Here is a 20,859-nt window from a genome sequence, read left to right as displayed (position 1 = left end):
TCGCCCCTGTCTGTTGATAACCCGGAAAAGCGCTGTGGCAACAGGGGATTAGCGAGGATCGTTTACTGTGAATGATCGGTGATCCTGATCCGTATAAGCTGAGATCAACTTTGCTACTTATACACAGCGTAAAAAAGCATCAGCGGTTGTTCTTTGGATAACTACTGGTTATACGCATGAAATAACGGATCTTATCCACAGAGCGACGCAGGTAAAAGGCGATAAAACAGCGGAATCAACTGGGGATCGACATAAATACCCGATCCCCGACCAGCAAAGATCGTCTTAAATCTGCGGGTGCCAGCTGGCAACCCACACTTCCGCCGGATCTTCCGGAATCTCATGTTCCAGCACGTCGATCTCCAGCCGATCGCCAATACGTTTGGCGCCCAGCTGCGTTAACGTCGTCTCCAGCAGTTTGATCGCACCGCAGAACAGATCGTATTCATGATTACCGATACCCACTGCGCCAAAGCGTACGCCTGACAGATCCGGCTGGCTCTCCTGCAGCGCTTCATAAAACGGCAGCAGGTTGTCCGGCAGTTCGCCGGCACCGTGCGTTGAGCTGACAATCAGCCAGACGCCCTCCTGCGGCACCTCATCCAGCTCGGGTCCGTGCAGCAGTTCGGTTGAAAAGCCCGCTTCCTGCAGTTTCTCTTCCAGATGTTCAGCGACATATTCGGCGCTGCCAAGGGTACTGCCACTGATTAAGGTAATATCGGCCATGATGCTCTCCCGCACTAAAGGCGAGCATTGTACGCTGTGATCAAGCGGTGATCCACCTGTGGAAAACAGGGTTAATCGCCGATAGCATCAGGCGACAAGGCGCATCACAAAAGCGATCCGCCCGGGATAAGGTTATGCACAGCGGGGAAGCCGATCACGGCTTGATGGTGCGCATGATCGGGTTTTGCAGGGAGATCAGCGTTTCGGTGGACTGGATTTCATCAATGGTCTGGATCTTGTTGATCAGCACCTGCTGCAGCGCGTCAATGGAGCGGCACATCACTTTAATAAAAATGCTGTAGTGGCCGGTGGTGTACCAGGCTTCCACCACTTCGTCCAGCGCTTCCAGTTTGCTGAGCGCGGCCGGATAGTCGCGCGCGCTTTTCAAAATGATGCCGATAAAACAGCAGACATCAAATCCGAGCTGCCGTGGATCGATCTCCACGCGCGTACCCAGAATAATCCCCGCCTGACGCATCTTCTCGACGCGCACGTGAATCGTGCCGGGGCTGACGTTGAACTGCTTGGCGAGTTCGGCGTACGCGGTGCGCGCGTTTTGCAGCAGCGCATTTAAAATGCCGCGGTCGAGATTATCCAGTTGCAGGTGTTCCGCCATCATCCATCCTCATTAGGTTCTTCTTCTCTGAACAGGGAGAATGTGCAGCAAATTAGCGGGACAGGCAAGGCGCAGACAGCGGAGCTGCCGCTGTCTGCACGCTTTTTAGCGCTTACGCCACAGCGTCAGCTGGGCCTGTGTGTGCTGGAACTTACGCGCGGTTTCGCGAATCACAAACGGCACGTCCTGCGGCGGCGCAACCTCCTCAAAGGCATCGCGCAGCAGTCGTTGCAGCGCCTGCCAGGTGGTGAGCGCTTCACCGTTTTCACGGAAACCGCCCAGCCAGTTCTCCTTCGGCGTGAACTCTTCCAGCCAGGTGTAAGGTGAGGAGATAGCCAGCAAACCGCCGGAGCGGATCATCGGCGTGATGTCCTGCAGGAAGCGCTTCGGCTGGCGCAGGCGATCGATCAGGTTAGAGGCCAGTACCAGATCGTAGCCATCGGGCTGCGGTTTCAGGTTACAGGCATCGCCCTGCACAAACTGAATGCGCTGTGCCAGGGTCTCATCGAAACCAAACTCTTTTAGCCGCACCTGGCGATACTCCACCAGCTCTCCCTCTTCCGGCACCACGTAACGGAAATCCTCGCCCGAGGTCAGCTGCAGCGCCACGTCGATAAAGCGCGCCGAGTAATCCATGCCGGTGACCGCAGCAAAATGGCGCGCCAGTTCAAAGCTGGCACGGCCGGTGGCGCAGCCGATATCCAGCGCGTGGCCGCGCTGCGCGCAGTGCGGCAGCACGATGTCGACCAGCGCCGCCGCGTAGTTCGGCACACCGTAATAGCCGGGGCCGTACTGGAAGTCGAGGTACTGCGACACCATGCTGTCGGTTTCATACGGATTCAGCGCCATGCTCTCCTGATGCGAGGAAACCACGTAGCGGAAACCGGCATGCTGGAAGAAGTGGCGCCGGAAGGCGTAGCGTGAGGATTTCAGCGCTTCGTTGCCGGTGGAGATCCAGCTGCCGCCTTTGATCAGCGCATGTTTGCCGTCAAAGGTGGGCGTGGAGAAATCGTCATACAGCGGATGTACCCTGAAGCCTTCAAAGCCGTTGGTCGGCGTGGTGGTCCACTGCCAGACGTTGCCGACGATGTCGAAGAAGTCACCCTGGGCAAAGTGGTCTACCGGGCAGGAAGAGGCCCAGCGGGCGAGATTGATGTTGCCCGGCGCGTCGATCCAGTCCGGCTGATCGCCGGCAACCTGCTCGCGCAGCTGCATCCACTCGGCTTCGCACGGCAGCTGGATCGCTTTGCCGCTCTCTTCCGCCAGCCAGCGGCAGAACGCCGCCGCTTCCAGCTGATTCACTTCGGCGGGCCAGTCCCACGGCATCGCCACTTCTTCGGTCATCAGGCGCAGCCGGAGATCGTCAGGTTGCGCGATGTCGCCGACCCAGAAAGTCGGCATCTGCGGCTGGGCAAACTCGCGCCAGCCCCAGCCTTCGTCATCCCACCAGCGGCGTTCGTTATAGCCGTTGGCGGCAATAAAATGAAAGAACTCGGCGTTGCTCACCAGCATTTTGCTGGCTTTGAACGGTTTCAGCTCCGTTGAAAGGCTGCCGTATTCGTTATCCCAGCCGTAGGTATCATCGGTTTTACCCTGCGTGACGCGTCCGCCTGGCATCGCCACCAATGTATTGGCCGGTACCGAGGCACGATCGTGGCGCGCCTGTGGACACGCCGGCCAGTGCGGCTGCGGTTTTACCCACTCAAGCGGCAGCTGGCGGATCAGCACGCTGGAGGTTTCGAGGTGAATACGCTCATGCTCAATGCCCATCAGAATCACCCACGCCGGGCTGTCCCAGTCAATCGGCAGCTCCAGCGGCATGGTGCGGATGAATTCACTTACCACGGTTTTCACTTTGCCGCGGTAGTCGCGCACCTCGGCTACGTCCGGCCAGCTGTAATGGCTGTCGTCGAGATCGTCCCAGCTCATCTCATCCACGCCGATCGCCATCATCGCCTCGATGCGATCGTCAATACGCTGCTGCAGATAACCGCCCGCCATCAGCTTATTAATGTAGAAAGTGGCGGTATGGCCAAAGTAAAAGATCAGCGGATGGCGCAGGGTGATGGCTTTATTAAAGTACGCGCGCTCATCGGCGAGGCAGTCGAACAGGCTTTCATACAGCTCCCAGGTCTGGGTGAAATAGGCCAGCAGTTCGGCGCGTTTGGCGTCGCTGCTGCTGCCGGAAAGCCGGACGGTGCGGGTGGGCGCAGGCAATTGATCATGAAGATGAGCGGTTGTCACAGTGAACTCCGTAAGCTGATTAAACACAGCGGGTAATTCACTATAGCAAATTAGCATTTCTGCCTGATGAATTAGCGTTTCCAGCGGCGCAGCAGGCGGCTTTTCAGGCCGGTATCAAAGCGCCAGATGTGATCGAAAATGCGCAGAATGCCGGGTTTGCCGTGCGCCGACATCGCCACGGCGTGGAAGCGTTGCTGGTGGTGACGCTGGCGCTGTTTAATGGTGCTGACGATGTCGTCCGGCAGACGCTGGGCGATAAAATCGGAAACGATCACCGCATCGGCTTCCTGCCACTGACTGCCCTCCATACGCGTGACCACCGCAGACAGGCAGGCGGCCAGATCGGTGCCGCCGCGAAAACGCTGGCTGAGAAAACGGATTGCCTGCTCGATGCCATTATCGGCGGTCAGCTCGTAGCCAATCACTTCATGAGCAAACAGCATGATGTAGCAGCGCCGCCTGTCGGCCAGCGCCACCTTCAGCAGCGCCAGACAAAACGCTTTGGCGCAGCGTTCATTGAAACCGCCCATCGAACCAGAGGTATCCACGCAGACGATGAACGGGCCGCGCGGCTGCGCTTCGTGCTGCTGATGGCTGGCCGGGCGCAGCGTCACTTTCTCGTGCCAGGCATCGCCCTGTAACCGGTAGGTCAGCAGGCGTTTCTCCACCAGCCGGCGATAAAATTCCAGCTCCAGTTCGCTGATGCTCAGCGCCGCCAGCTCCGGCGGCAACAGACGCAGCACATCGTCACTCTGATGGATGCCGCTGACCTCTTCCGGCACGTTGTCCGGCTCGCGCACCAGCTGATGAAACGCTTCCAGCGGCGCATCCTGTGACGGTACCGATTTCGCTTCGCGGCTGCGTCCCAGCTGCTGCGCCAGTTTCATCAGTTCCGGCTGCTGAGCGAGGAAATCGCCGTACTGCACAATCAACTCATAGTCGCCATGCTGCAGCGGTGCCTTGCTCAGATCCCACAAGCGTCCGGCGGCGGCTTCGTCGTCATCGGTCAGAATCGGCGCCAGCTGGCCGCTGATGGCCATGCGCTGCTGCAGCTCGGCCATCAGGCGTTCCCGCTGCTCTTCCAGCAGGGTTTCGTTCAGCGTCAGGGTTTGCAGCGTCAGGCTCAGGCGCCAGCGCTGCAGGAACAGCGTGTGCTGCGCATTGCTCAGCTGGGCGCTGTCGGTATGCAGCAGCAGTTTGCTGGCTTCTTCGATAAACGGGGACGGCAGCGCTTTCAGCTGCGTCATGATGGCCGGCAGTTGCTCACTGAAGGCGTGGCTGCTGAGCAGCTGCATCTGCTGGAAGAGCTGAAATTCGCGTGCCAGCGCGTCCGGCACCGGCGTGGTTTTCATCTGGGCGGCAATCTCGGCGCGCCAGCGCGGCAGCTCGCCCATCATCGCCTGTTTCAGGCGCGGAAATTTTTCAAAGAACAGCGCCAGCTGCGGCGAGGCCAGCAGTGCCACGATCAGCTCTTCGATCAGCTCGGTTTCGCCAATCGACAGCAGCGTGCTGAGCGTCTCCAGCGAGATCATTTTCTCGCCTGTTTCAGCTGTTCCGCCACATCCTGCAGGCTGGTTTCGACGCGTGCCAGCCAGTCGTCGCTGATAAACAGGCAGCGCTGGTGCTGGCTAAACAGCGTGCGCTGCGCGCGCAGCTGGGCCTCCAGCGCGTCGTACTCTTCAATGATTTCCTGCGGCACGTCGCTGCTGCTGGCGGCACCCGGCAGCGTCAGGCGCGTGGACTGCAGGCTGACGTCGCGCAGCGTCAGACAGTGGTGCGCATCCACCAGCAGGTCGAGCGTCTGGCCAAAGCCGATGCCGTTGAGCTTGCCGCGGATCTCGCCCGCCTTCAGCAGCCACTGATTGAGCGCATCGCGTGCCACCACCACGTGCGTGACCTGCATGTCGTGCAGCGTCAGCGGCTGCTGTAGCATCAGGGTCAGCTGTTCGTCCGTGATGGAGGCCGGTAATTCATAGTGCGGTTTGCGGCTGAACATGCCGCTGTGCTTCTCCAGCGTCAGCGCCTGCGCCACGCTCTGCTGCTGTTGCAGCGCCAGCCGGCGCGCTTTGATCTGCTGCAGCGTGTGCAGCATCGCCTGCTGCTGCCACGCGTGCTGCGTCATCAGCGCATCGATTTCACGATCCAGCAGCTGCATCGACGCCACGTCGTGCCACAGGCAATCTTTCAGCAGGATCAGATCAAGCGGGGCAATCGCCACGCGGCCGCTGTAAAACGCGCTGGCCTGCAGCAGATGGATGGCTTTTTTCCAGCGGCGATCGGAGATATACGGCGCCTCTGGCAGGTTCTCCAGCTGCTGGCGCAGCTGATAGATCAGTTCAAACACATGATCGGGCAGGCTGACCTGGCTGATGCCTTTCTGCCACTGCTGATACTCTTCATCGCTGATGCACAGCGATTCCGCCACCGGGTTGGCGTTTTCATCCTGCTGGTGGGTCAGCATGCTGCGGAAGTTCTGCTTTTCATGCACGTTGTCGAGCCACAGCCGGATCAGCATACGGTCGTACAGCGCTTCCAGACCGCTGTCGGCTTCCGGCAGTTCGTTGGAGGCGGTGACCAGCAGACGCATCGGGATCGGCTCTTCGCTGTCGCCGTTGCGGAAGCGACGTTCGTTGATGGCGGTGAGCAGCGTATTGAGAATCGCCGGACCGGCTTTCCAGATCTCATCCAGAAAGACAATTTCGGCATCCGGCAGATAGCCTTTGGTCAGACGCTGATAGCGTCCTTCATCTTTCAGCGCCTGGATCGACAGCGGGCCAAACACCTCTTCAGGTGTGGAAAATCGGGTCATCAGGTATTCAAAGGCACGGGCGTGCTGGAAAGCGTATTTCAGGCGGCGGGCAATCAGGCTCTTGGCGATGCCCGGTGGCCCGAGCAGAAACACGCTTTCGCCGCTCAGCGCTGCCAGCAGGCAGAGACGAATGGCATGATGCCGTTCATACAGCCCTTTCTCCAGGGCATTGCTGAGGCGAGAAATTCTTTCTGCCAAAAGATGGGGTTGAGCCATAATCACATCATTGTCCTTCTGATCCTGGTGCCGTCATATTCTGGCGAGCGCAATACTCTACTGTTTATCATGCGTGAAAGCGTTGATAGCCGTCAGCTTTTTTGTTTCAGAAGGTTGAGGTGAGGCAAATCGCGGGTTTTCAGCGTATTTCGCGCCGATTTTCGGCGAAAAAACGCTGCGCAGACGGCGTAATGCCAGACGGTAAAAGTAGGTTTTTTCGGGAATATGTGCATACTGTGCGCTTTTTGATGATCTGAGCGCCGGGCTGAGGCCTGCGCGGCTCCAACAAAAGACAACTTATGAGCTCGGATAAGAAACAGTCCCTTGGCGCAGTCACTCTGGCGGCGATCGGTGTGGTGTATGGCGATATCGGCACCAGCCCGCTCTATACCCTGCGCGAGTGTCTCTCTGGTCAGTTCGGCTTTGGCGTGGAACGCGAGGCGGTGTTTGGCTTTCTGTCGCTGATCTTCTGGCTGCTGATTCTGGTGGTTTCGCTTAAATACATCAGTTATGTGATGCGCGCCGACAACGCCGGTGAAGGCGGGATCCTGACGCTGATGTCACTGGCGGGCCGCAATACCGGCGCACGCGCCACGGCGATTCTGGTGATCATGGGGCTGATTGGCGGCAGCTTCTTCTACGGGGAAGTAGTGATCACGCCAGCGGTATCCGTGCTTTCGGCCATCGAAGGGCTGGAGATCGCCGCACCGAGCCTTGATAGCTACATTGTGCCGCTGGCGATTGCGGTACTGACGCTGCTGTTTGTGATTCAGAAACACGGCACCGGCATTGTCGGTAAGCTGTTCGCGCCGGTGATGCTGCTGTGGTTCATCATTCTGGCGGTGCTGGGCGCGCGCAGTATCATCAATAATCCTGAGGTGCTGCACGCCATGAACCCGTACTGGGCGCTGCACTTCTTCATTCAGTACAAAACGGTATCGTTCTTCGCGCTGGGCGCGGTGGTGCTGGCGATCACCGGCGTTGAAGCGCTGTATGCCGATATGGGCCACTTTGGTAAGTTTCCGATTCGCCTGGCATGGTTTGTGGTGGTGCTGCCGTCGCTGGTGCTCAACTATTTCGGCCAGGGCGCGCTGCTGCTGGAGCATCCGGAGGCCATCAAAAACCCGTTCTTCCTGCTGGCACCGGACTGGGCGCTGATTCCGATGCTGATTCTCGCGACGCTGGCCACGGTGATCGCCTCGCAGGCGGTGATCTCCGGCGTATTCTCGCTGACGCGCCAGGCGGTGCGTCTTGGCTATCTGCCGCCGATGCGCATCGTGCACACGTCCGAAGAGGAATCCGGCCAGATTTATATTCCGGTGATCAACTGGCTGCTTTATTTCTCTGTGGTGATTGTGATCGTCGGCTTTGAGCACTCCAGTAATCTGGCGGCCGCCTACGGGATTGCGGTGACCGGTACCATGGTGCTGACCGCCATTCTGTGTTCAACGGTGGCGATTCAGAACTGGCACTGGAATCGCTATCTGGTGGTGCTGATTCTCATCGCGATGCTGTGCATCGACGTTTCGCTGTTCTCCGCCAACCTGGTCAAAGTGTTCTCCGGCGGTTGGCTGCCGCTGACGCTGGCGCTGATGATGTTTATCGTGATGACCACGTGGAAGAGCGAGCGCTTCCGCCTGCTGCGTCGTATGCATGAGCATGGCAATTCGCTGGAGGCGATGATCGCCTCGCTGGAGAAATCGCCGCCGGTGCGCGTGCCGGGCACGGCGGTCTACATGTCGCGGGCGCTCAATGTCATCCCCTTTGCCATGCTGCATAACCTGAAGCACAACAAGGTGCTGCACGAGCGCGTGGTGCTGCTGACGCTGCGTACCGAAGATGCGCCTTATGTGCACAACGTGCGTCGCGTGACCATTGAGCAGCTGTCGCCCACCTTCTGGCGCGTGGTGGCAAGCTACGGCTGGCGCGAAACGCCGAACGTCGAGGAGATTTTCCACCGCTGCGGCCTCGAAGGGCTCAACTGCCGCATGATGGAAACCTCGTTCTTTATGTCACACGAGTCGCTGATCATCGGCAAACGCCCGTGGTATCTGCGTCTGCGCGGCAAGCTATTCCTTGCGCTGCAGCGCAACGCCCTGCGCGCGCCGGATCAGTTTGAAATTCCGCCGAACCGGGTAATCGAGCTCGGTACTCAGGTCGAAATCTGACGCATCGCGCGTCACCAGCTGAGGGTGACGCGCAGCCCCTGCGGCTGCACCGCGCTGAAGGTTAGCCGGATGCCGTGCAGCTGAGCCACATTTTTCACAATCGACAAGCCAAGCCCGCTGCCGGTTTGCGCCTGCCCCGGCGGTCGCCAGAAGCGTTCGCCCAGCCGCGCCAGCTGCTCTGCGCTGACGCCCGGTCCGTTATCCGCGATCTCCAGCCTGCGGGCGCTAAGCCGCAGCTGAATCTCACTGCCGGAAGGCGTGTAGCGCAGCGCGTTATCCAGCAGATTGCGCAGCAGTAAACCCAGCAGCAGTGGATGACCGTTCATCACCGGTTCCGCGTCAGCCGTCAGCGTCAGCCTGGTGTGCTGCGCTGCCGCCTGTGCCTGGTGTTCGGTGACCAACTGGTGCAGCAACGGCGCGAGGGGGACCGGCTGAAATTCGCTGCGCAGATCGTCTGCTTCGACGCGCGACAGCGTCAGCAGCTGATCGACCAGCCGCGTGGCGCGCAGGATGCCGCTGTCGAGCTGCTGCAGCGCATGGTTACGCATCGCCTCGTCATCGCCGGCCAGCTGAATCACCTCACTCTGCACGCGCAGCGCCGCTAGCGGGCTGCGCAGCTCGTGCGCCGCATCGGAGGTAAACCGTCGCTCGCGCTGGACCAGCTGTGCCATGCGGGCAAACAGGCCATTAAGCGCCGCCACCAGCGGCTTCACCTCCAGCGGCAGGCGCTGCGGCGTCAGTGGGGTGGCATCATCCGGCGCGCGCTGCTGCAGCGATGCAGTCAGGCGTTTCAGCGGACGCAGCTCAAACCACACCAGCGCCAGCAGCAACAGCAGCATCAGCGGCATGGCTACCAGCCACGGCAGCAGACTGCTCAGTGCCAGATCGCGCGTCATGTCATCACGATATTCCCACTCCTGTCCGACCACCACGCGCCACTGCTTATCGGCTGAGGTCAGCCACAGCAGCCGCCAGCGATCGTCATCGCCACGCAGGCGACCATCGTGGAAGCCGTCACGATCCGCTGTAAACTGCAAATCGCGGCCGTTTTCGCCGTCGTTCAGCAGCGGTTTGCCGTCGGCGCTGAACAGCGCAAAGGCCAGCGCGTCGTCATCCTGATCGCCGCGATGGTGGCGCAAAATCGCTTTGGTTTTTGGCAGCGAGGCGGCCTGCAGACGGCTGGCATCCAGCGCCAGCAGGCGTTTGGCGAACAGCATCTGCTGGGTATCAAACAGCTCATTAACGGTGTCGCGCGTCTGCTGCCATGCGCTAAAGGTGGCGCTGGCACCACACAGAATTATTAACAGCAGAAAGCCGATGGCCAGTCGCAGGAACAGACTCATTCTGCCGCTCCCAGCGTGTAACCAATGCCGTGCACGGTGCGGATGAACTGACTGCCAAGCTTTTTACGCAGATGGTGGATGTGCACTTCGACCGCGTTACTGGAGACGTCGTCGTCCCAGCTGTACAGTTTCTCCTCCAGCTGCGCGCGCGTCAGCACGCGACCGGGATTGCGCAGGAACAGCTCCAGCAGCGCCAGCTCACGGCTTTTCAGGCTGAGCGGTTCGCCATCCAACGTCACGCTGTGGCTGCCGGGAGCCATCACCAGCCCGCCGTGACGCAGCTCTGGCTGCAGCTGACCGTGACGGCGACGAATCAGCGCCTGCAGACGCGCGGCCACCTCCGTCAGCGCAAACGGCTTGCACAGATAGTCGTCGGCACCGAGTTGCAGGCCCTGCACGCGCTGGTCCAGCGCATCGCGTGCGGTGAGGATCAGCACCGGGACATCCGCGCCCTGCTCACGCCACTGGCGCAGGATGTCCAGCCCGTCACGTTGCGGCAGCGACAGATCCAGCACCACGGCATCCCATGGCGCCGCGTTGAGCGCCTGAAATCCGGCTTCGCCGCTGACAAACCAGTCGACGCTGAAACCCAGTTTGGTCAGGCCGACCTTCAGGCCATCGCCAATCAGCGTATCGTCTTCAATTAATAAAATGCGCATGCGTTTCTCCCGGTTACCTGGGGGTTTATACGAAGCAGATGCGCGCTTGTACAGCGTCATTCGCCCGTTTTAGCTTATTTTTTCCCTCTTTTTTTCCCTTAAGATCCTGTTAAGAACCCTGTGGTGAAATAGCTCCCGTAATCCGCACAGACATGGAAATGAGGTGAAAAATGAAAAAGAGTGCAGCGCTGTTCGCCATTATCGCCCTGGCGGCAACCCCGGTGTTAGCCGCCCAGCAGGGTGGCTTTGTCGACCCTAACGCGCCAGCCGCTCAGGCTAAAGCCGGCGGTTTTAAGGCCGATAACAGCAGTGTGGTGACGGTAAAACAGGCCGAAGAGATGAAGGATGACAGCTGGATCACCGTGCGCGGCCAGCTTGATAAGCAGATCGGCGATGAAGATTATCTGTTCCGCGACAGCAGCGGCAGCATGAAAGTGGAGATCGACCACAAACGCTGGAACGGCCAGACCATTACGCCGAAGGATCAGGTCGAGCTGACCGGCGAACTGGATAAGGATTTCAATTCGATTGAACTGGACGTTAAACAGGTGCGTAAACTGCCCTAACCTCCCCTGCGGAGCCACGTCGTGGGCTCCGCCATCCCGCCAAACTCAAATTTTCCCCGGCCCAGGCGAAACGTTTCGATGGGGATCACATTTCCGTGATCCCGTCATTGAGTTGCCATGTACATTTAATACACTGCCAGACAGCGAAACGTTTCGCTGTGGAGTGGAATAAATGAAAAAAGGTCGCCTGTTAAACGCTGAAGTCTCTCATGTGATTGCCCGCCTCGGGCATACCGATACGCTGACGATTGCCGATGCGGGCTTGCCGATCCCGGCCGGTCCACAGCGCATCGATCTGGCGCTTACGCCCGGTACGCCCGATTTTTTACAGGTGGTGGAGGTCATCACGCAGGAGATGCAGGTTGAGAGCGCCCTGATAGCGGAAGAGATCCAACAACACAATCCGCAACTCCATAGCCAGCTGATCGCCGTGCTCGAAGCCTTGCAACAGCACCAGGGGAATGTGATTAGCGTTCGTTACACCAGCCATGAACAGTTCAAACAACACACTCAGCGCAGTCAGGCGGTCATTCGCAGCGGAGAGTGCTCTCCGTATGCGAATGTCATCCTGAGCGCGGGCGTCACTTTCTGAGGCCGCTATGCAACCGTTATTGCAACTCAGGGGAATTGAAAAATCATTTCCCGGCGTGAAGGCGCTCAACGGCGCGTCGCTGGCGGTTTATCCCGGGCGCGTGATGGCGTTAGTGGGAGAGAACGGCGCGGGCAAATCCACCATGATGAAGGTGCTGACCGGCATCTACAGCATGGACGCCGGTTCGCTGCACTGGCTGGGCAAAGAAGTGACGTTCTCCGGGCCGAAAGCGTCTCAGGAAGCCGGCATCGGCATCATCCATCAGGAGCTGAACCTGATCCCGCAGCTGACCGTTGCGGAAAATATTTTCCTCGGCCGTGAATTCGTTAACCGCTTTGGCCGCATCGACTGGAAACAGATGTATGCCGCGGCGGATGCGCTGTTAAAGCGCCTCAATCTGCGCTTCAGCAGCCACAAGCTGGTGGGTGATCTGTCGATTGGCGACCAGCAAATGGTGGAGATCGCCAAAGTGCTCAGCTTCGAGTCGCAGGTCATCATTATGGATGAACCGACCGACGCGCTGACCGATACCGAAACCCTGTCGCTGTTCCGCGTCATCAATGAGCTGAAAGCGCAGGGCTGCGGCATTGTTTATATCTCCCACCGCATGAAAGAGATCTTTGAGATTTGCGATGACGTCACCGTGTTCCGTGACGGCCAGTTTATTGCCGAGCGCGCGGTAGGCGATCTCAGCGAAGAGGGCCTGATCGAAATGATGGTCGGCCGCAAGCTTGAGGATCAGTATCCGCATCTCGATCAGACACCGGGCGAGGTGCGGCTGCGGGTCGAGCACGTTAGCGGACCGGGCGTAGAAGATGTCAGCTTTACCCTGCGTAAGGGCGAAATTCTGGGCATCTCCGGTCTGATGGGCGCGGGCCGCACCGAATTAATGAAGGTGCTGTACGGCGCGCTGCCGCGTACGCACGGCAAAGTGACGCTCAACGGCCGCGAGATTGTCACCCGCTCGCCGCAGGACGGCCTGGCCAACGGCATCGTCTATATCTCGGAAGACCGTAAGCGTGACGGACTGGTGCTCGGTATGTCGGTCAAAGAGAACATGTCGCTGACCGCGCTGCGCTACTTCAGCCGCGCCGATGGCGGCCTGAAGCACGCCGAAGAGCAGCTGGCGGTGGGCGATTTTATCCGCCTGTTCAATGTGAAAACGCCGTCAATGATGCAGCCGATCGGTCTGCTGTCTGGCGGTAATCAGCAAAAAGTGGCGATTGCGCGTGGCCTGATGACGCGCCCGGATGTGCTAATCCTCGACGAGCCGACGCGCGGCGTCGATGTCGGGGCGAAAAAAGAGATCTATCAGTTAATTAACCAGTTTAAAGCCGAAGGGCTGAGCATCATCCTGGTGTCGTCGGAAATGCCGGAAGTGCTGGGCATGAGCGACCGCATTCTGGTGATGCATGAAGGCCATCTGAGTGGCGAATTTTCCCGTGAGCAGGCTACCCAGGAATCCCTGATGGCAGCGGCGGTCGGTAAGCAACACAGCGAGGAGTTAGTTGTATGAGTACCCAAACCTTACCTGCCAGCCGTCGCTGGTTCAGCAAAGCCTGGCTGCTGGAGCAGAAATCGCTGATCGCACTGATTGTGCTGATCGCCGTGGTCGCCAGCCAGAGCCCGAACTTCTTCACGCTGCCCAACATGTTCAACATCCTGCAGCAGACGTCGGTCAACGCCATCATGGCGGTGGGCATGACGCTGGTGATTCTGACCTCAGGCATCGACCTTTCGGTCGGCTCGCTGCTGGCGCTGACCGGCGCGGTAGCGGCATCGATTGTCGGGCTGGAAGTTAATGCGCTGGTGGCCGTGGCGGCATCGCTGGCGCTCGGCGCCTTTATTGGTGCCATTACCGGCGTGATTGTGGCGCGCGGCAAGGTGCAGGCGTTTATCGCTACGCTGGTGATGATGCTGCTGCTGCGCGGCGTCACCATGGTTTACACCAACGGCAGTCCGATCAACACCGGCTTCAGCGATAACGCCGATCTGTTTGGCTGGCTCGGCATTGGCCGTCCGCTGGGCATTCCGACGCCGGTATGGCTGATGGCGGTGGTGTTCGCGCTGGCGTGGTACATGCTGCATCACACCCGCCTCGGCCGCTATATCTATGCGCTGGGCGGTAACGAAGCGGCCACGCGGTTGTCCGGCATCAACGTTAACCGCGTTAAAGTCATCGTCTATTCGCTGTGCGGCCTGCTGGCGGCGCTGGCGGGCACCATCGAAGTGGCGCGTCTCTCTTCGGCGCAGCCGACGGCGGGCACCGGTTATGAACTGGATGCGATTGCTGCGGTGGTGCTGGGCGGGACCAGCCTCGCGGGCGGTAAAGGGCGCATTATGGGCACGCTGATCGGTGCGCTGATTCTCGGCTTCCTCAATAACGGCCTCAACCTGATGGGCGTATCGTCTTACTACCAGATGATTGTCAAAGCCGTCGTCATTCTGCTGGCGGTGCTGGTGGATAACAAAAGCAGTAAGTAACTCTGACCTTCACACAGGATTAAAGAAATGAAAAAGTTAACTGCATTGGCCGTCATCCTTGGCGCCACCCTCAGTGCTGGCGCGATGGCTAAGGATACGATTGCGCTGGTGGTCTCAACCCTGAATAACCCGTTCTTTGTGTCGCTGAAAGATGGCGCACAGAAAGAAGCCGATAAGCTGGGCTATAACCTGGTGGTGCTCGACTCACAGAACAACCCGGCAAAAGAGCTGGCAAACGTGCAGGATCTCACCGTGCGCGGCACCAAACTGCTGCTGATCAACCCAACGGATTCTGACGCGGTCGGTAACGCCGTGAAAATGGCTAACCAGGCGAACATCCCTGTGATTACGCTGGACCGTATGGCGGCGCAGGGGAAAGTTGTCAGCCACGTGGCGTCTGATAACCGCTTCGGCGGCAAAATGGCTGGCGATTTCATCGCGAAGAAACTGGGCGACGGCGCGAAAATCATTGAGCTGCAGGGTATTGCCGGCACCTCCGCTGCCCGCGAACGTGGTGAAGGCTTTAAGCAGGCCGCTGACGCGCACAAATTCAACGTGCTGGCCAGCCAGCCAGCCGACTTCGACCGTACTAAAGGTCTGAACGTGATGCAGAACCTGCTGCAGGCGCATCCGGACGTGCAGGCAGTCTTTGCCCAGAACGACGAAATGGCGCTGGGTGCACTGCGTGCGCTACAGACCGCAGGCAAAACCGACGTGCTGGTGGTGGGCTTTGACGGCACCGCGGACGGCGTGAAGGCGGTAGAATCCGGTAAACTCAGCGCGACCGTTGCACAGATGCCAGACAAGATTGGTATGATTGGCGTCGATACCGCAGATAAAGTTCTGAAGGGCGAAAAAGTGCAGGCGATCAACCCGGTTGACCTGAAACTGGTTACTAAATAAAACCCAAAGAAAAGCATGGCAACGCGCCACCCTCGCGGTGGCGCAACTTCCTGGATAACTCCCTATGAGCAAAAGCGCAAAACTGGCGGTACTCGGCAGCATCAACGCCGACCACATCCTCAACCTCGCCCATTTTCCCCGTCCGGGTGAAACGGTGATCGGGAAACAGTATCAGGTTGCCTTTGGCGGTAAAGGGGCCAACCAGGCCGTCGCGGCTGGCCGGGCCGGCGCTGACATTGCTTTTATTGCCTGCGTGGGTGCTGATGACATCGGCGAACGTATTCGCCAGCAGCTGCAGCAGGACCAGATTGATACCGCTCCGGTGGAAACCGTGGCGCAGGAAGCCACCGGCGTGGCGATGATCTTCGTGAATGGCGAAGGCGAAAATAACATTGGCATCTACTCAGGCGCGAACGCGGCGCTGACGCCAGCCTGTGTGGAGCGCCACCAGCAGGTAATTCGTTCGGCCGATGCGCTGCTGATGCAGCTGGAGTCGCCGCTGGACAGCGTGCTGGCTGCGGCCCGCATCGCGCGCGCCAGTCACACTCAGGTGATCCTCAATCCGGCACCGGCGACCCAGCTCTCTGATGAGCTGCTGGCGCTGATCGACATCATTACGCCGAATGAAACCGAAGCGGAAATCCTCACCGGTATCGCCGTCAACGACGACGACGACGCGGCGCGGGCAGCCCAGGCGCTGCACGCCAAAGGCATCGATACCGTATTGATTACGCTGGGCCGGCGCGGCGTATGGCTCAGCGAGCAGGGCCAGGGACAGCGTATTCCCGGCTTCAGCGTGCAGGCGGTGGATACCATCGCTGCCGGTGATACCTTCAACGGTGCCTTCATTACCGCGCGGCTGGAAGGCGTGGCGATGCAGGATGCGGTCCGTTTTGCCCATGCGGCGGCAGCCATTGCCGTGACGCGCCCGGGCGCACAGCCCTCAGTGCCGTGGCGCACTGAGATTGACGCATTCCTGCAGCAACAGGGTTAAGCGCTTGGCTACCATGAAAGATGTCGCCCGTCTGGCGGGCGTCTCCACCTCCACCGTTTCGCACGTTATCAACAACAACCGTTTTGTTAGTGAACAGGTGCGCGACCGAGTGGAACAGGCGATTCGCGAATTAAACTACGCGCCGTCGGCGCTGGCGCGCAGCCTGAAGATCAAGCAAACGCGCACCATTGGCATGTTACTGACCGCCAGCAGCAACCCGTTCTACTCGGAGGTGGTGCGCGGTGTAGAGAACAGCTGCTATGAACGCGGCTACAGCCTGATTCTGTGCAATACCGAAGGCGATGAAGAGCGCATGAATCGCAGCCTTGAAACGCTGATGCAGAAGCGCGTGGATGGCCTGCTGATGATGTGCACGGAAACCCATCTGCCCTCCGCCGACATCCTTAATCGCTATCCTTCGGTGCCGATGGTGATGATGGACTGGGCGCCGTTTGAAGGGCGCGGCGATATTATTCAGGATAACGCGCTGCTGGGCGGCGAACTGGCTACGCAGTATCTGATTGATCGCGGTTACACCCGCATCGCCTGTATTGCCGGGCCGCTGGATAAAACCCCGGCGCGCCTGCGTCTGGACGGTTTTCATCAGGCGATGGCTGCCAGTGGGCTGGCGGTGCCGCCGGGCTATGTGGTGGACGGCGATTTCGAATTTCAGGGCGGTTTTAACGCCATGAATCAGCTGCTGGCGCTCGATCCGCCACCGCAGGCGGTGTTTACCAGCAACGATGCGATGGCGGTGGGCGTCTATCACGCCCTGTATCAGGCGGGACTGCGCGTGCCGCAGGATATGGCGGTGATGGGCTATGACAACATTGAGCTGGCGCGCTATCTGACGCCGCCGCTCAGTACCATTCATCAGCCGAAAGATGAGCTGGGCGAGCTGGCCATTGATACGCTGATTCATCGTATGAGCGATCCCGACGCCAGCCAGCAAACGCTGGTGCTGACGCCGGAGCTGGTGGAGCGCGGTTCGGTTTAACTGCTTTTACGCGTTTTCTCGCGGTTGGCGATCAGGTTACGGCCATCACCCGGCCGTAACATCAGAAACGCCAGCGCCGACAGCACGGTAATCACGCCCATGGTAAAGAAGGTGGCGTGGAACTGCTGCACCGTGGTGCTCTCAAAATCCTGGTAAAAGCGCAGCACGGCGGCGCTGACCGCCACGCCAAAACTGATCGACACCTGCTGCGTTACCGCCAGCACGCTATTGCCGCCGCTGGCGTTCTCATCATTCAAATCCGCCAGCGTGATGGTATTCATGGCGGTAAACTGGGTGGACATCGCCATGCCCAGTACAAACAGCGCCACCAGCAACATGATGATGCTTCCGTCCGGCGACTGCAGCGCGAAGCTGGCGACCAGCACGCCGATGATAACCGTAATGCCCACCAGCGTTTTACGATAGCCAAAGCGGCGCAGCACCTGAGTCACGGTGGATTTAGCCAGCAGCGAGCCAATCGCCGTAGGGCCCATCATGCAGCCGGCGATGATCGCCGGATAGCCAAATCCTACCTGTAACATCAGCGGCATCAGGAACGGAATACAGCCAGTACCGAGACGCGCGGCAATATTACCGATAATCCCGACGGAGAACGTGCGTGTCTTAAACATCGGCAGACTAATCAGCGGAGCCGGATGGCGGCGCGCATGCATAATATAGAGCAGCAGCAATACCACGCCGCTGACCAGCACCAGCACCGCCTGCCACGGCGATACGATACGCTCGCCAAACAGCTCAATACCGATGGAGATCAGCACCAGGCCAAAACCAAACAGCATAAAGCCGCCGAAATCGAAGCGGCGTTTTGGCGTGGTGAAGTCTGGCATATATTTGCGTGCATAGAAGATGCCGGCGATGCCGATAGGAATATTAATCAGGAAGATCCAGTGCCAGCTGGCGTAGGTGACCAGCAGACCGCCGAGCATAGGGCCAAGAATCGGTCCGACCAGGCCGGGCATGGTGACGAAGTTGAGTACCGGCAGCAGTTCGCTGCGCGGATAGGCGCGCAGCAGCGCCAGACGCGCTACCGGCATCATCATTGCTCCGCCAACGCCTTGCACCACGCGCGAAACCACCAGCATGCTCAGCGATCCGGACAGCGCACAGGCCAGTGACCCGAGCGTGAACAGGGAAACCGCCACAATAAACACCTTACGCGTGCCAAAGCGATCGGCCAGCCAGCCGCTGACCGGAATCAACATCGCGACCGTGAGCGTATAACTGATGACAGCGGACTGCATGGCGAGTGGGGAACGTTCAAGGCTGGTGGCAATGGCGGGAAGCGCGGTATTCAGGATGGTGGCGTCGAGAGCCTGCATAAAAAACGCCATGGCGGCGATCCAGGGCAGGCCGGCCATACTGCGCGCGGAGCGAATCATTGAAAATCCTTCTTGAAGAAAATCGGTCAGCAAAGAGCGTAAGTTAAACAGGATAGCATCGGTCGCTGCGACGATGGCGCTGATTTGTGCCGCTGTGAGAGCTGATTTGCCTGATTATTAGACGGGAAATGTCTGTTTTTACCGCGTTCGTATAAAAAAGTAGCTTTCAGTCAATTTTTTTCAGGAAATGCTTGTCACTTCAGATTAACGCCCTATAATGCGCCACCACTGAGACGGCAAAGCGGCAACGCAGACGGCTCAGCAGGGCGTGAAGTGATTCACCCCGCCGGAGAAAAACGCTGAAAAAAGTGTTTGACTCTGAAGGAGGAAAGCGTAATATACGCCACCTCGCGACAGCAGGCCGAACGCCGCGTCGCACCGCTCTTTAACAATTTATCAGACAATCTGTGTGGGCACTCGCAGGATTGATATCACAAGCCTAACCGGGCTTTAAAAAATATCAAGTCTTTGCTGAGTGAACACGTAATTCATTACGAAGTTTAATTCACAGAGCATCGCTGCACTGGTTGCAGCAAATCAAACTTAAATTGAAGAGTTTGATCATGGCTCAGATTGAACGCTGGCGGCAGGCCTAACACATGCAAGTCGAACGGCAGCACAGAAGAGCTTGCTCTTTGGGTGGCGAGTGGCGGACGGGTGAGTAATGTCTGGGAAACTGCCCGATGGAGGGGGATAACTACTGGAAACGGTAGCTAATACCGCATAACGTCGCGAGACCAAAGTGGGGGACCTTCGGGCCTCACACCATCGGATGTGCCCAGATGGGATTAGCTAGTAGGTGGGGTAATGGCTCACCTAGGCGACGATCCCTAGCTGGTCTGAGAGGATGACCAGCCACACTGGAACTGAGACACGGTCCAGACTCCTACGGGAGGCAGCAGTGGGGAATATTGCACAATGGGCGCAAGCCTGATGCAGCCATGCCGCGTGTATGAAGAAGGCCTTCGGGTTGTAAAGTACTTTCAGCGGGGAGGAAGGCGGTGAGGTTAATAACCTTGCCGATTGACGTTACCCGCAGAAGAAGCACCGGCTAACTCCGTGCCAGCAGCCGCGGTAATACGGAGGGTGCAAGCGTTAATCGGAATTACTGGGCGTAAAGCGCACGCAGGCGGTCTGTTAAGTCAGATGTGAAATCCCCGGGCTTAACCTGGGAACTGCATTTGAAACTGGCAGGCTTGAGTCTCGTAGAGGGGGGTAGAATTCCAGGTGTAGCGGTGAAATGCGTAGAGATCTGGAGGAATACCGGTGGCGAAGGCGGCCCCCTGGACGAAGACTGACGCTCAGGTGCGAAAGCGTGGGGAGCAAACAGGATTAGATACCCTGGTAGTCCACGCCGTAAACGATGTCGACTTGGAGGTTGTGCCCTTGAGGCGTGGCTTCCGGAGCTAACGCGTTAAGTCGACCGCCTGGGGAGTACGGCCGCAAGGTTAAAACTCAAATGAATTGACGGGGGCCCGCACAAGCGGTGGAGCATGTGGTTTAATTCGATGCAACGCGAAGAACCTTACCTGGCCTTGACATCCAGAGAACTTAGCAGAGATGCTTTGGTGCCTTCGGGAACTCTGAGACAGGTGCTGCATGGCTGTCGTCAGCTCGTGTTGTGAAATGTTGGGTTAAGTCCCGCAACGAGCGCAACCCTTATCCTTTGTTGCCAGCGGCTCGGCCGGGAACTCAAAGGAGACTGCCGGTGATAAACCGGAGGAAGGTGGGGATGACGTCAAGTCATCATGGCCCTTACGGCCAGGGCTACACACGTGCTACAATGGCGCATACAAAGAGAAGCGACCTCGCGAGAGCAAGCGGACCTCATAAAGTGCGTCGTAGTCCGGATTGGAGTCTGCAACTCGACTCCATGAAGTCGGAATCGCTAGTAATCGTAGATCAGAATGCTACGGTGAATACGTTCCCGGGCCTTGTACACACCGCCCGTCACACCATGGGAGTGGGTTGCAAAAGAAGTAGGTAGCTTAACCTTCGGGAGGGCGCTTACCACTTTGTGATTCATGACTGGGGTGAAGTCGTAACAAGGTAACCGTAGGGGAACCTGCGGTTGGATCACCTCCTTACCTGAAGATACCTTCCCGCGAAGTGCTCACACAGATTGTCTGATAGAAAAGTAAC

General features: G+C 58.7%; 16 protein-coding genes and 1 rRNA gene. 9 read left to right on the top strand and 8 right to left on the bottom strand.

The annotated features are described in order from the left end of the window. Positions 1-285: 285 nt before the first annotated feature. The 5 genes from mioC to ravA all read right to left on the bottom strand — a co-directional run bounded on the left by mioC (position 286) and on the right by ravA (position 6,611). A complete protein-coding gene (gene mioC, locus K7H94_RS18520) occupies positions 286-726 on the bottom strand; it encodes an FMN-binding protein MioC (protein WP_021508182.1) in 441 nt (146 codons plus the stop codon). A 154-nt stretch (positions 727-880) separates the two neighbouring features. Continuing rightward, on the bottom strand, positions 881-1,342 hold the full coding sequence (gene asnC, locus K7H94_RS18515; RefSeq protein WP_007893613.1) for a transcriptional regulator AsnC: 462 nt from the start codon (positions 1,340-1,342) through the stop codon (positions 881-883). Positions 1,343-1,447: 105 nt separating this feature from the next. Further along, positions 1,448-3,586 carry a 5-histidylcysteine sulfoxide synthase gene (gene ovoA, locus K7H94_RS18510; protein WP_245001383.1) on the bottom strand — a complete coding sequence of 713 codons (2,139 nt, stop codon included), beginning with the start codon at positions 3,584-3,586 and terminating at the stop codon, positions 1,448-1,450. A gap of 71 nt (positions 3,587-3,657) precedes the next feature. After that, positions 3,658-5,118 carry an ATPase RavA stimulator ViaA gene (viaA, locus tag K7H94_RS18505; RefSeq protein WP_058770715.1) on the bottom strand — a complete coding sequence of 487 codons (1,461 nt, stop codon included), beginning with the start codon at positions 5,116-5,118 and terminating at the stop codon, positions 3,658-3,660. Further along, the gene (gene ravA / locus K7H94_RS18500) at positions 5,115-6,611 is read right to left on the bottom strand and encodes an ATPase RavA (protein WP_058758223.1); all 1,497 of its coding nucleotides are present in this window, start codon (positions 6,609-6,611) and stop codon (positions 5,115-5,117) included. The genes viaA and ravA overlap by 4 nt, the downstream gene beginning before the upstream one ends. Before the next feature lie 299 nt (positions 6,612-6,910). On the opposite strand from ravA, the gene kup reads away from it, so the two are divergent. After that, complete coding sequence (gene kup, locus K7H94_RS18495) at positions 6,911-8,779, top strand: low affinity potassium transporter Kup (RefSeq protein WP_021508177.1); 1,869 nt, start codon at positions 6,911-6,913, stop codon at positions 8,777-8,779. A gap of 11 nt (positions 8,780-8,790) precedes the next feature. On the opposite strand, the gene qseC is transcribed toward kup, so the two are convergent. After that, a complete protein-coding gene (gene qseC, locus K7H94_RS18490) occupies positions 8,791-10,122 on the bottom strand; it encodes a quorum sensing histidine kinase QseC (RefSeq protein ID WP_222951454.1) in 1,332 nt (443 codons plus the stop codon). Then, a complete protein-coding gene (gene qseB, locus K7H94_RS18485; protein ID WP_222951453.1) occupies positions 10,119-10,781 on the bottom strand; it encodes a quorum sensing response regulator transcription factor QseB in 663 nt (220 codons plus the stop codon). Before qseB ends, qseC begins: the two co-directional genes overlap by 4 nt. Before the next feature lie 170 nt (positions 10,782-10,951). Between qseB and K7H94_RS18480 the strand changes: the two genes are divergently transcribed. From K7H94_RS18480 to rbsR, 7 genes are all read left to right on the top strand, one after another. After that, a complete protein-coding gene (locus K7H94_RS18480; RefSeq protein ID WP_058758226.1) occupies positions 10,952-11,347 on the top strand; it encodes a YgiW/YdeI family stress tolerance OB fold protein in 396 nt (131 codons plus the stop codon). 172 nt (positions 11,348-11,519) lie between these two features. Next, positions 11,520-11,939, top strand: a complete 420-nt coding sequence (gene rbsD / locus K7H94_RS18475; protein ID WP_021313542.1) for a D-ribose pyranase — start codon at positions 11,520-11,522, stop codon at positions 11,937-11,939. A gap of 7 nt (positions 11,940-11,946) precedes the next feature. Beyond that, on the top strand, positions 11,947-13,455 hold the full coding sequence (rbsA, locus tag K7H94_RS18470; RefSeq protein ID WP_058758228.1) for a ribose ABC transporter ATP-binding protein RbsA: 1,509 nt from the start codon (positions 11,947-11,949) through the stop codon (positions 13,453-13,455). Beyond that, on the top strand, positions 13,452-14,423 hold the full coding sequence (rbsC, locus tag K7H94_RS18465; RefSeq protein WP_222951452.1) for a ribose ABC transporter permease: 972 nt from the start codon (positions 13,452-13,454) through the stop codon (positions 14,421-14,423). Before rbsA ends, rbsC begins: the two co-directional genes overlap by 4 nt. A gap of 27 nt (positions 14,424-14,450) precedes the next feature. Beyond that, positions 14,451-15,326 (top strand): ribose ABC transporter substrate-binding protein RbsB, encoded by an 876-nt coding sequence (gene rbsB, locus K7H94_RS18460; protein ID WP_021508171.1) that lies wholly within the window; start codon positions 14,451-14,453, stop codon positions 15,324-15,326. Positions 15,327-15,390: 64 nt separating this feature from the next. Then, the gene (gene rbsK / locus K7H94_RS18455) at positions 15,391-16,320 is read left to right on the top strand and encodes a ribokinase (RefSeq protein ID WP_058770712.1); all 930 of its coding nucleotides are present in this window, start codon (positions 15,391-15,393) and stop codon (positions 16,318-16,320) included. Positions 16,321-16,324: 4 nt separating this feature from the next. Continuing rightward, the gene (gene rbsR, locus K7H94_RS18450; RefSeq protein WP_369597187.1) at positions 16,325-17,317 is read left to right on the top strand and encodes a ribose operon transcriptional repressor RbsR; all 993 of its coding nucleotides are present in this window, start codon (positions 16,325-16,327) and stop codon (positions 17,315-17,317) included. Here rbsR and mdtD read toward each other — a convergent pair. Beyond that, positions 17,314-18,717 (bottom strand): multidrug transporter subunit MdtD, encoded by a 1,404-nt coding sequence (gene mdtD / locus K7H94_RS18445; RefSeq protein ID WP_021508168.1) that lies wholly within the window; start codon positions 18,715-18,717, stop codon positions 17,314-17,316. The two genes, rbsR and mdtD, sit on opposite strands and share 4 nt — an antisense overlap. A 545-nt stretch (positions 18,718-19,262) precedes the next feature. Here mdtD and K7H94_RS18440 point away from each other — a divergent pair. Next, positions 19,263-20,804: ribosomal RNA gene (locus K7H94_RS18440) — 16S ribosomal RNA — on the top strand. The last annotated feature ends 55 nt before the right edge of the window (positions 20,805-20,859 follow it).

The organism is Pantoea dispersa (assembly GCF_019890955.1).
GTDB lineage: Bacteria > Pseudomonadota > Gammaproteobacteria > Enterobacterales > Enterobacteriaceae > Pantoea > Pantoea dispersa.
This window is presented reverse-complemented; position numbering and strand designations above follow the sequence as displayed.

Bases quoted from the DNA above. Each gene is read 5' to 3' on its own strand.
- qseB (WP_222951453.1), bottom strand. From the start codon at position 10,781: ATGCGCATTTTATTAATTGAAGACGATACGCTGATTGGCGATGGCCTG.
- viaA (WP_058770715.1), bottom strand. From the start codon at position 5,118: ATGATCTCGCTGGAGACGCTCAGCACGCTGCTGTCGATTGGCGAAACC.
- rbsB (WP_021508171.1), top strand. From the start codon at position 14,451: ATGAAAAAGTTAACTGCATTGGCCGTCATCCTTGGCGCCACCCTCAGT.
- qseC (WP_222951454.1), bottom strand. From the start codon at position 10,122: ATGAGTCTGTTCCTGCGACTGGCCATCGGCTTTCTGCTGTTAATAATT.
- asnC (WP_007893613.1), bottom strand. From the start codon at position 1,342: ATGGCGGAACACCTGCAACTGGATAATCTCGACCGCGGCATTTTAAAT.
- kup (WP_021508177.1), top strand. From the start codon at position 6,911: ATGAGCTCGGATAAGAAACAGTCCCTTGGCGCAGTCACTCTGGCGGCG.
- K7H94_RS18480 (WP_058758226.1), top strand. From the start codon at position 10,952: ATGAAAAAGAGTGCAGCGCTGTTCGCCATTATCGCCCTGGCGGCAACC.
- rbsK (WP_058770712.1), top strand. From the start codon at position 15,391: ATGAGCAAAAGCGCAAAACTGGCGGTACTCGGCAGCATCAACGCCGAC.
- ravA (WP_058758223.1), bottom strand. From the start codon at position 6,611: ATGGCTCAACCCCATCTTTTGGCAGAAAGAATTTCTCGCCTCAGCAAT.
- mdtD (WP_021508168.1), bottom strand. From the start codon at position 18,717: ATGATTCGCTCCGCGCGCAGTATGGCCGGCCTGCCCTGGATCGCCGCC.
- rbsA (WP_058758228.1), top strand. From the start codon at position 11,947: ATGCAACCGTTATTGCAACTCAGGGGAATTGAAAAATCATTTCCCGGC.
- mioC (WP_021508182.1), bottom strand. From the start codon at position 726: ATGGCCGATATTACCTTAATCAGTGGCAGTACCCTTGGCAGCGCCGAA.
- rbsD (WP_021313542.1), top strand. From the start codon at position 11,520: ATGAAAAAAGGTCGCCTGTTAAACGCTGAAGTCTCTCATGTGATTGCC.
- rbsC (WP_222951452.1), top strand. From the start codon at position 13,452: ATGAGTACCCAAACCTTACCTGCCAGCCGTCGCTGGTTCAGCAAAGCC.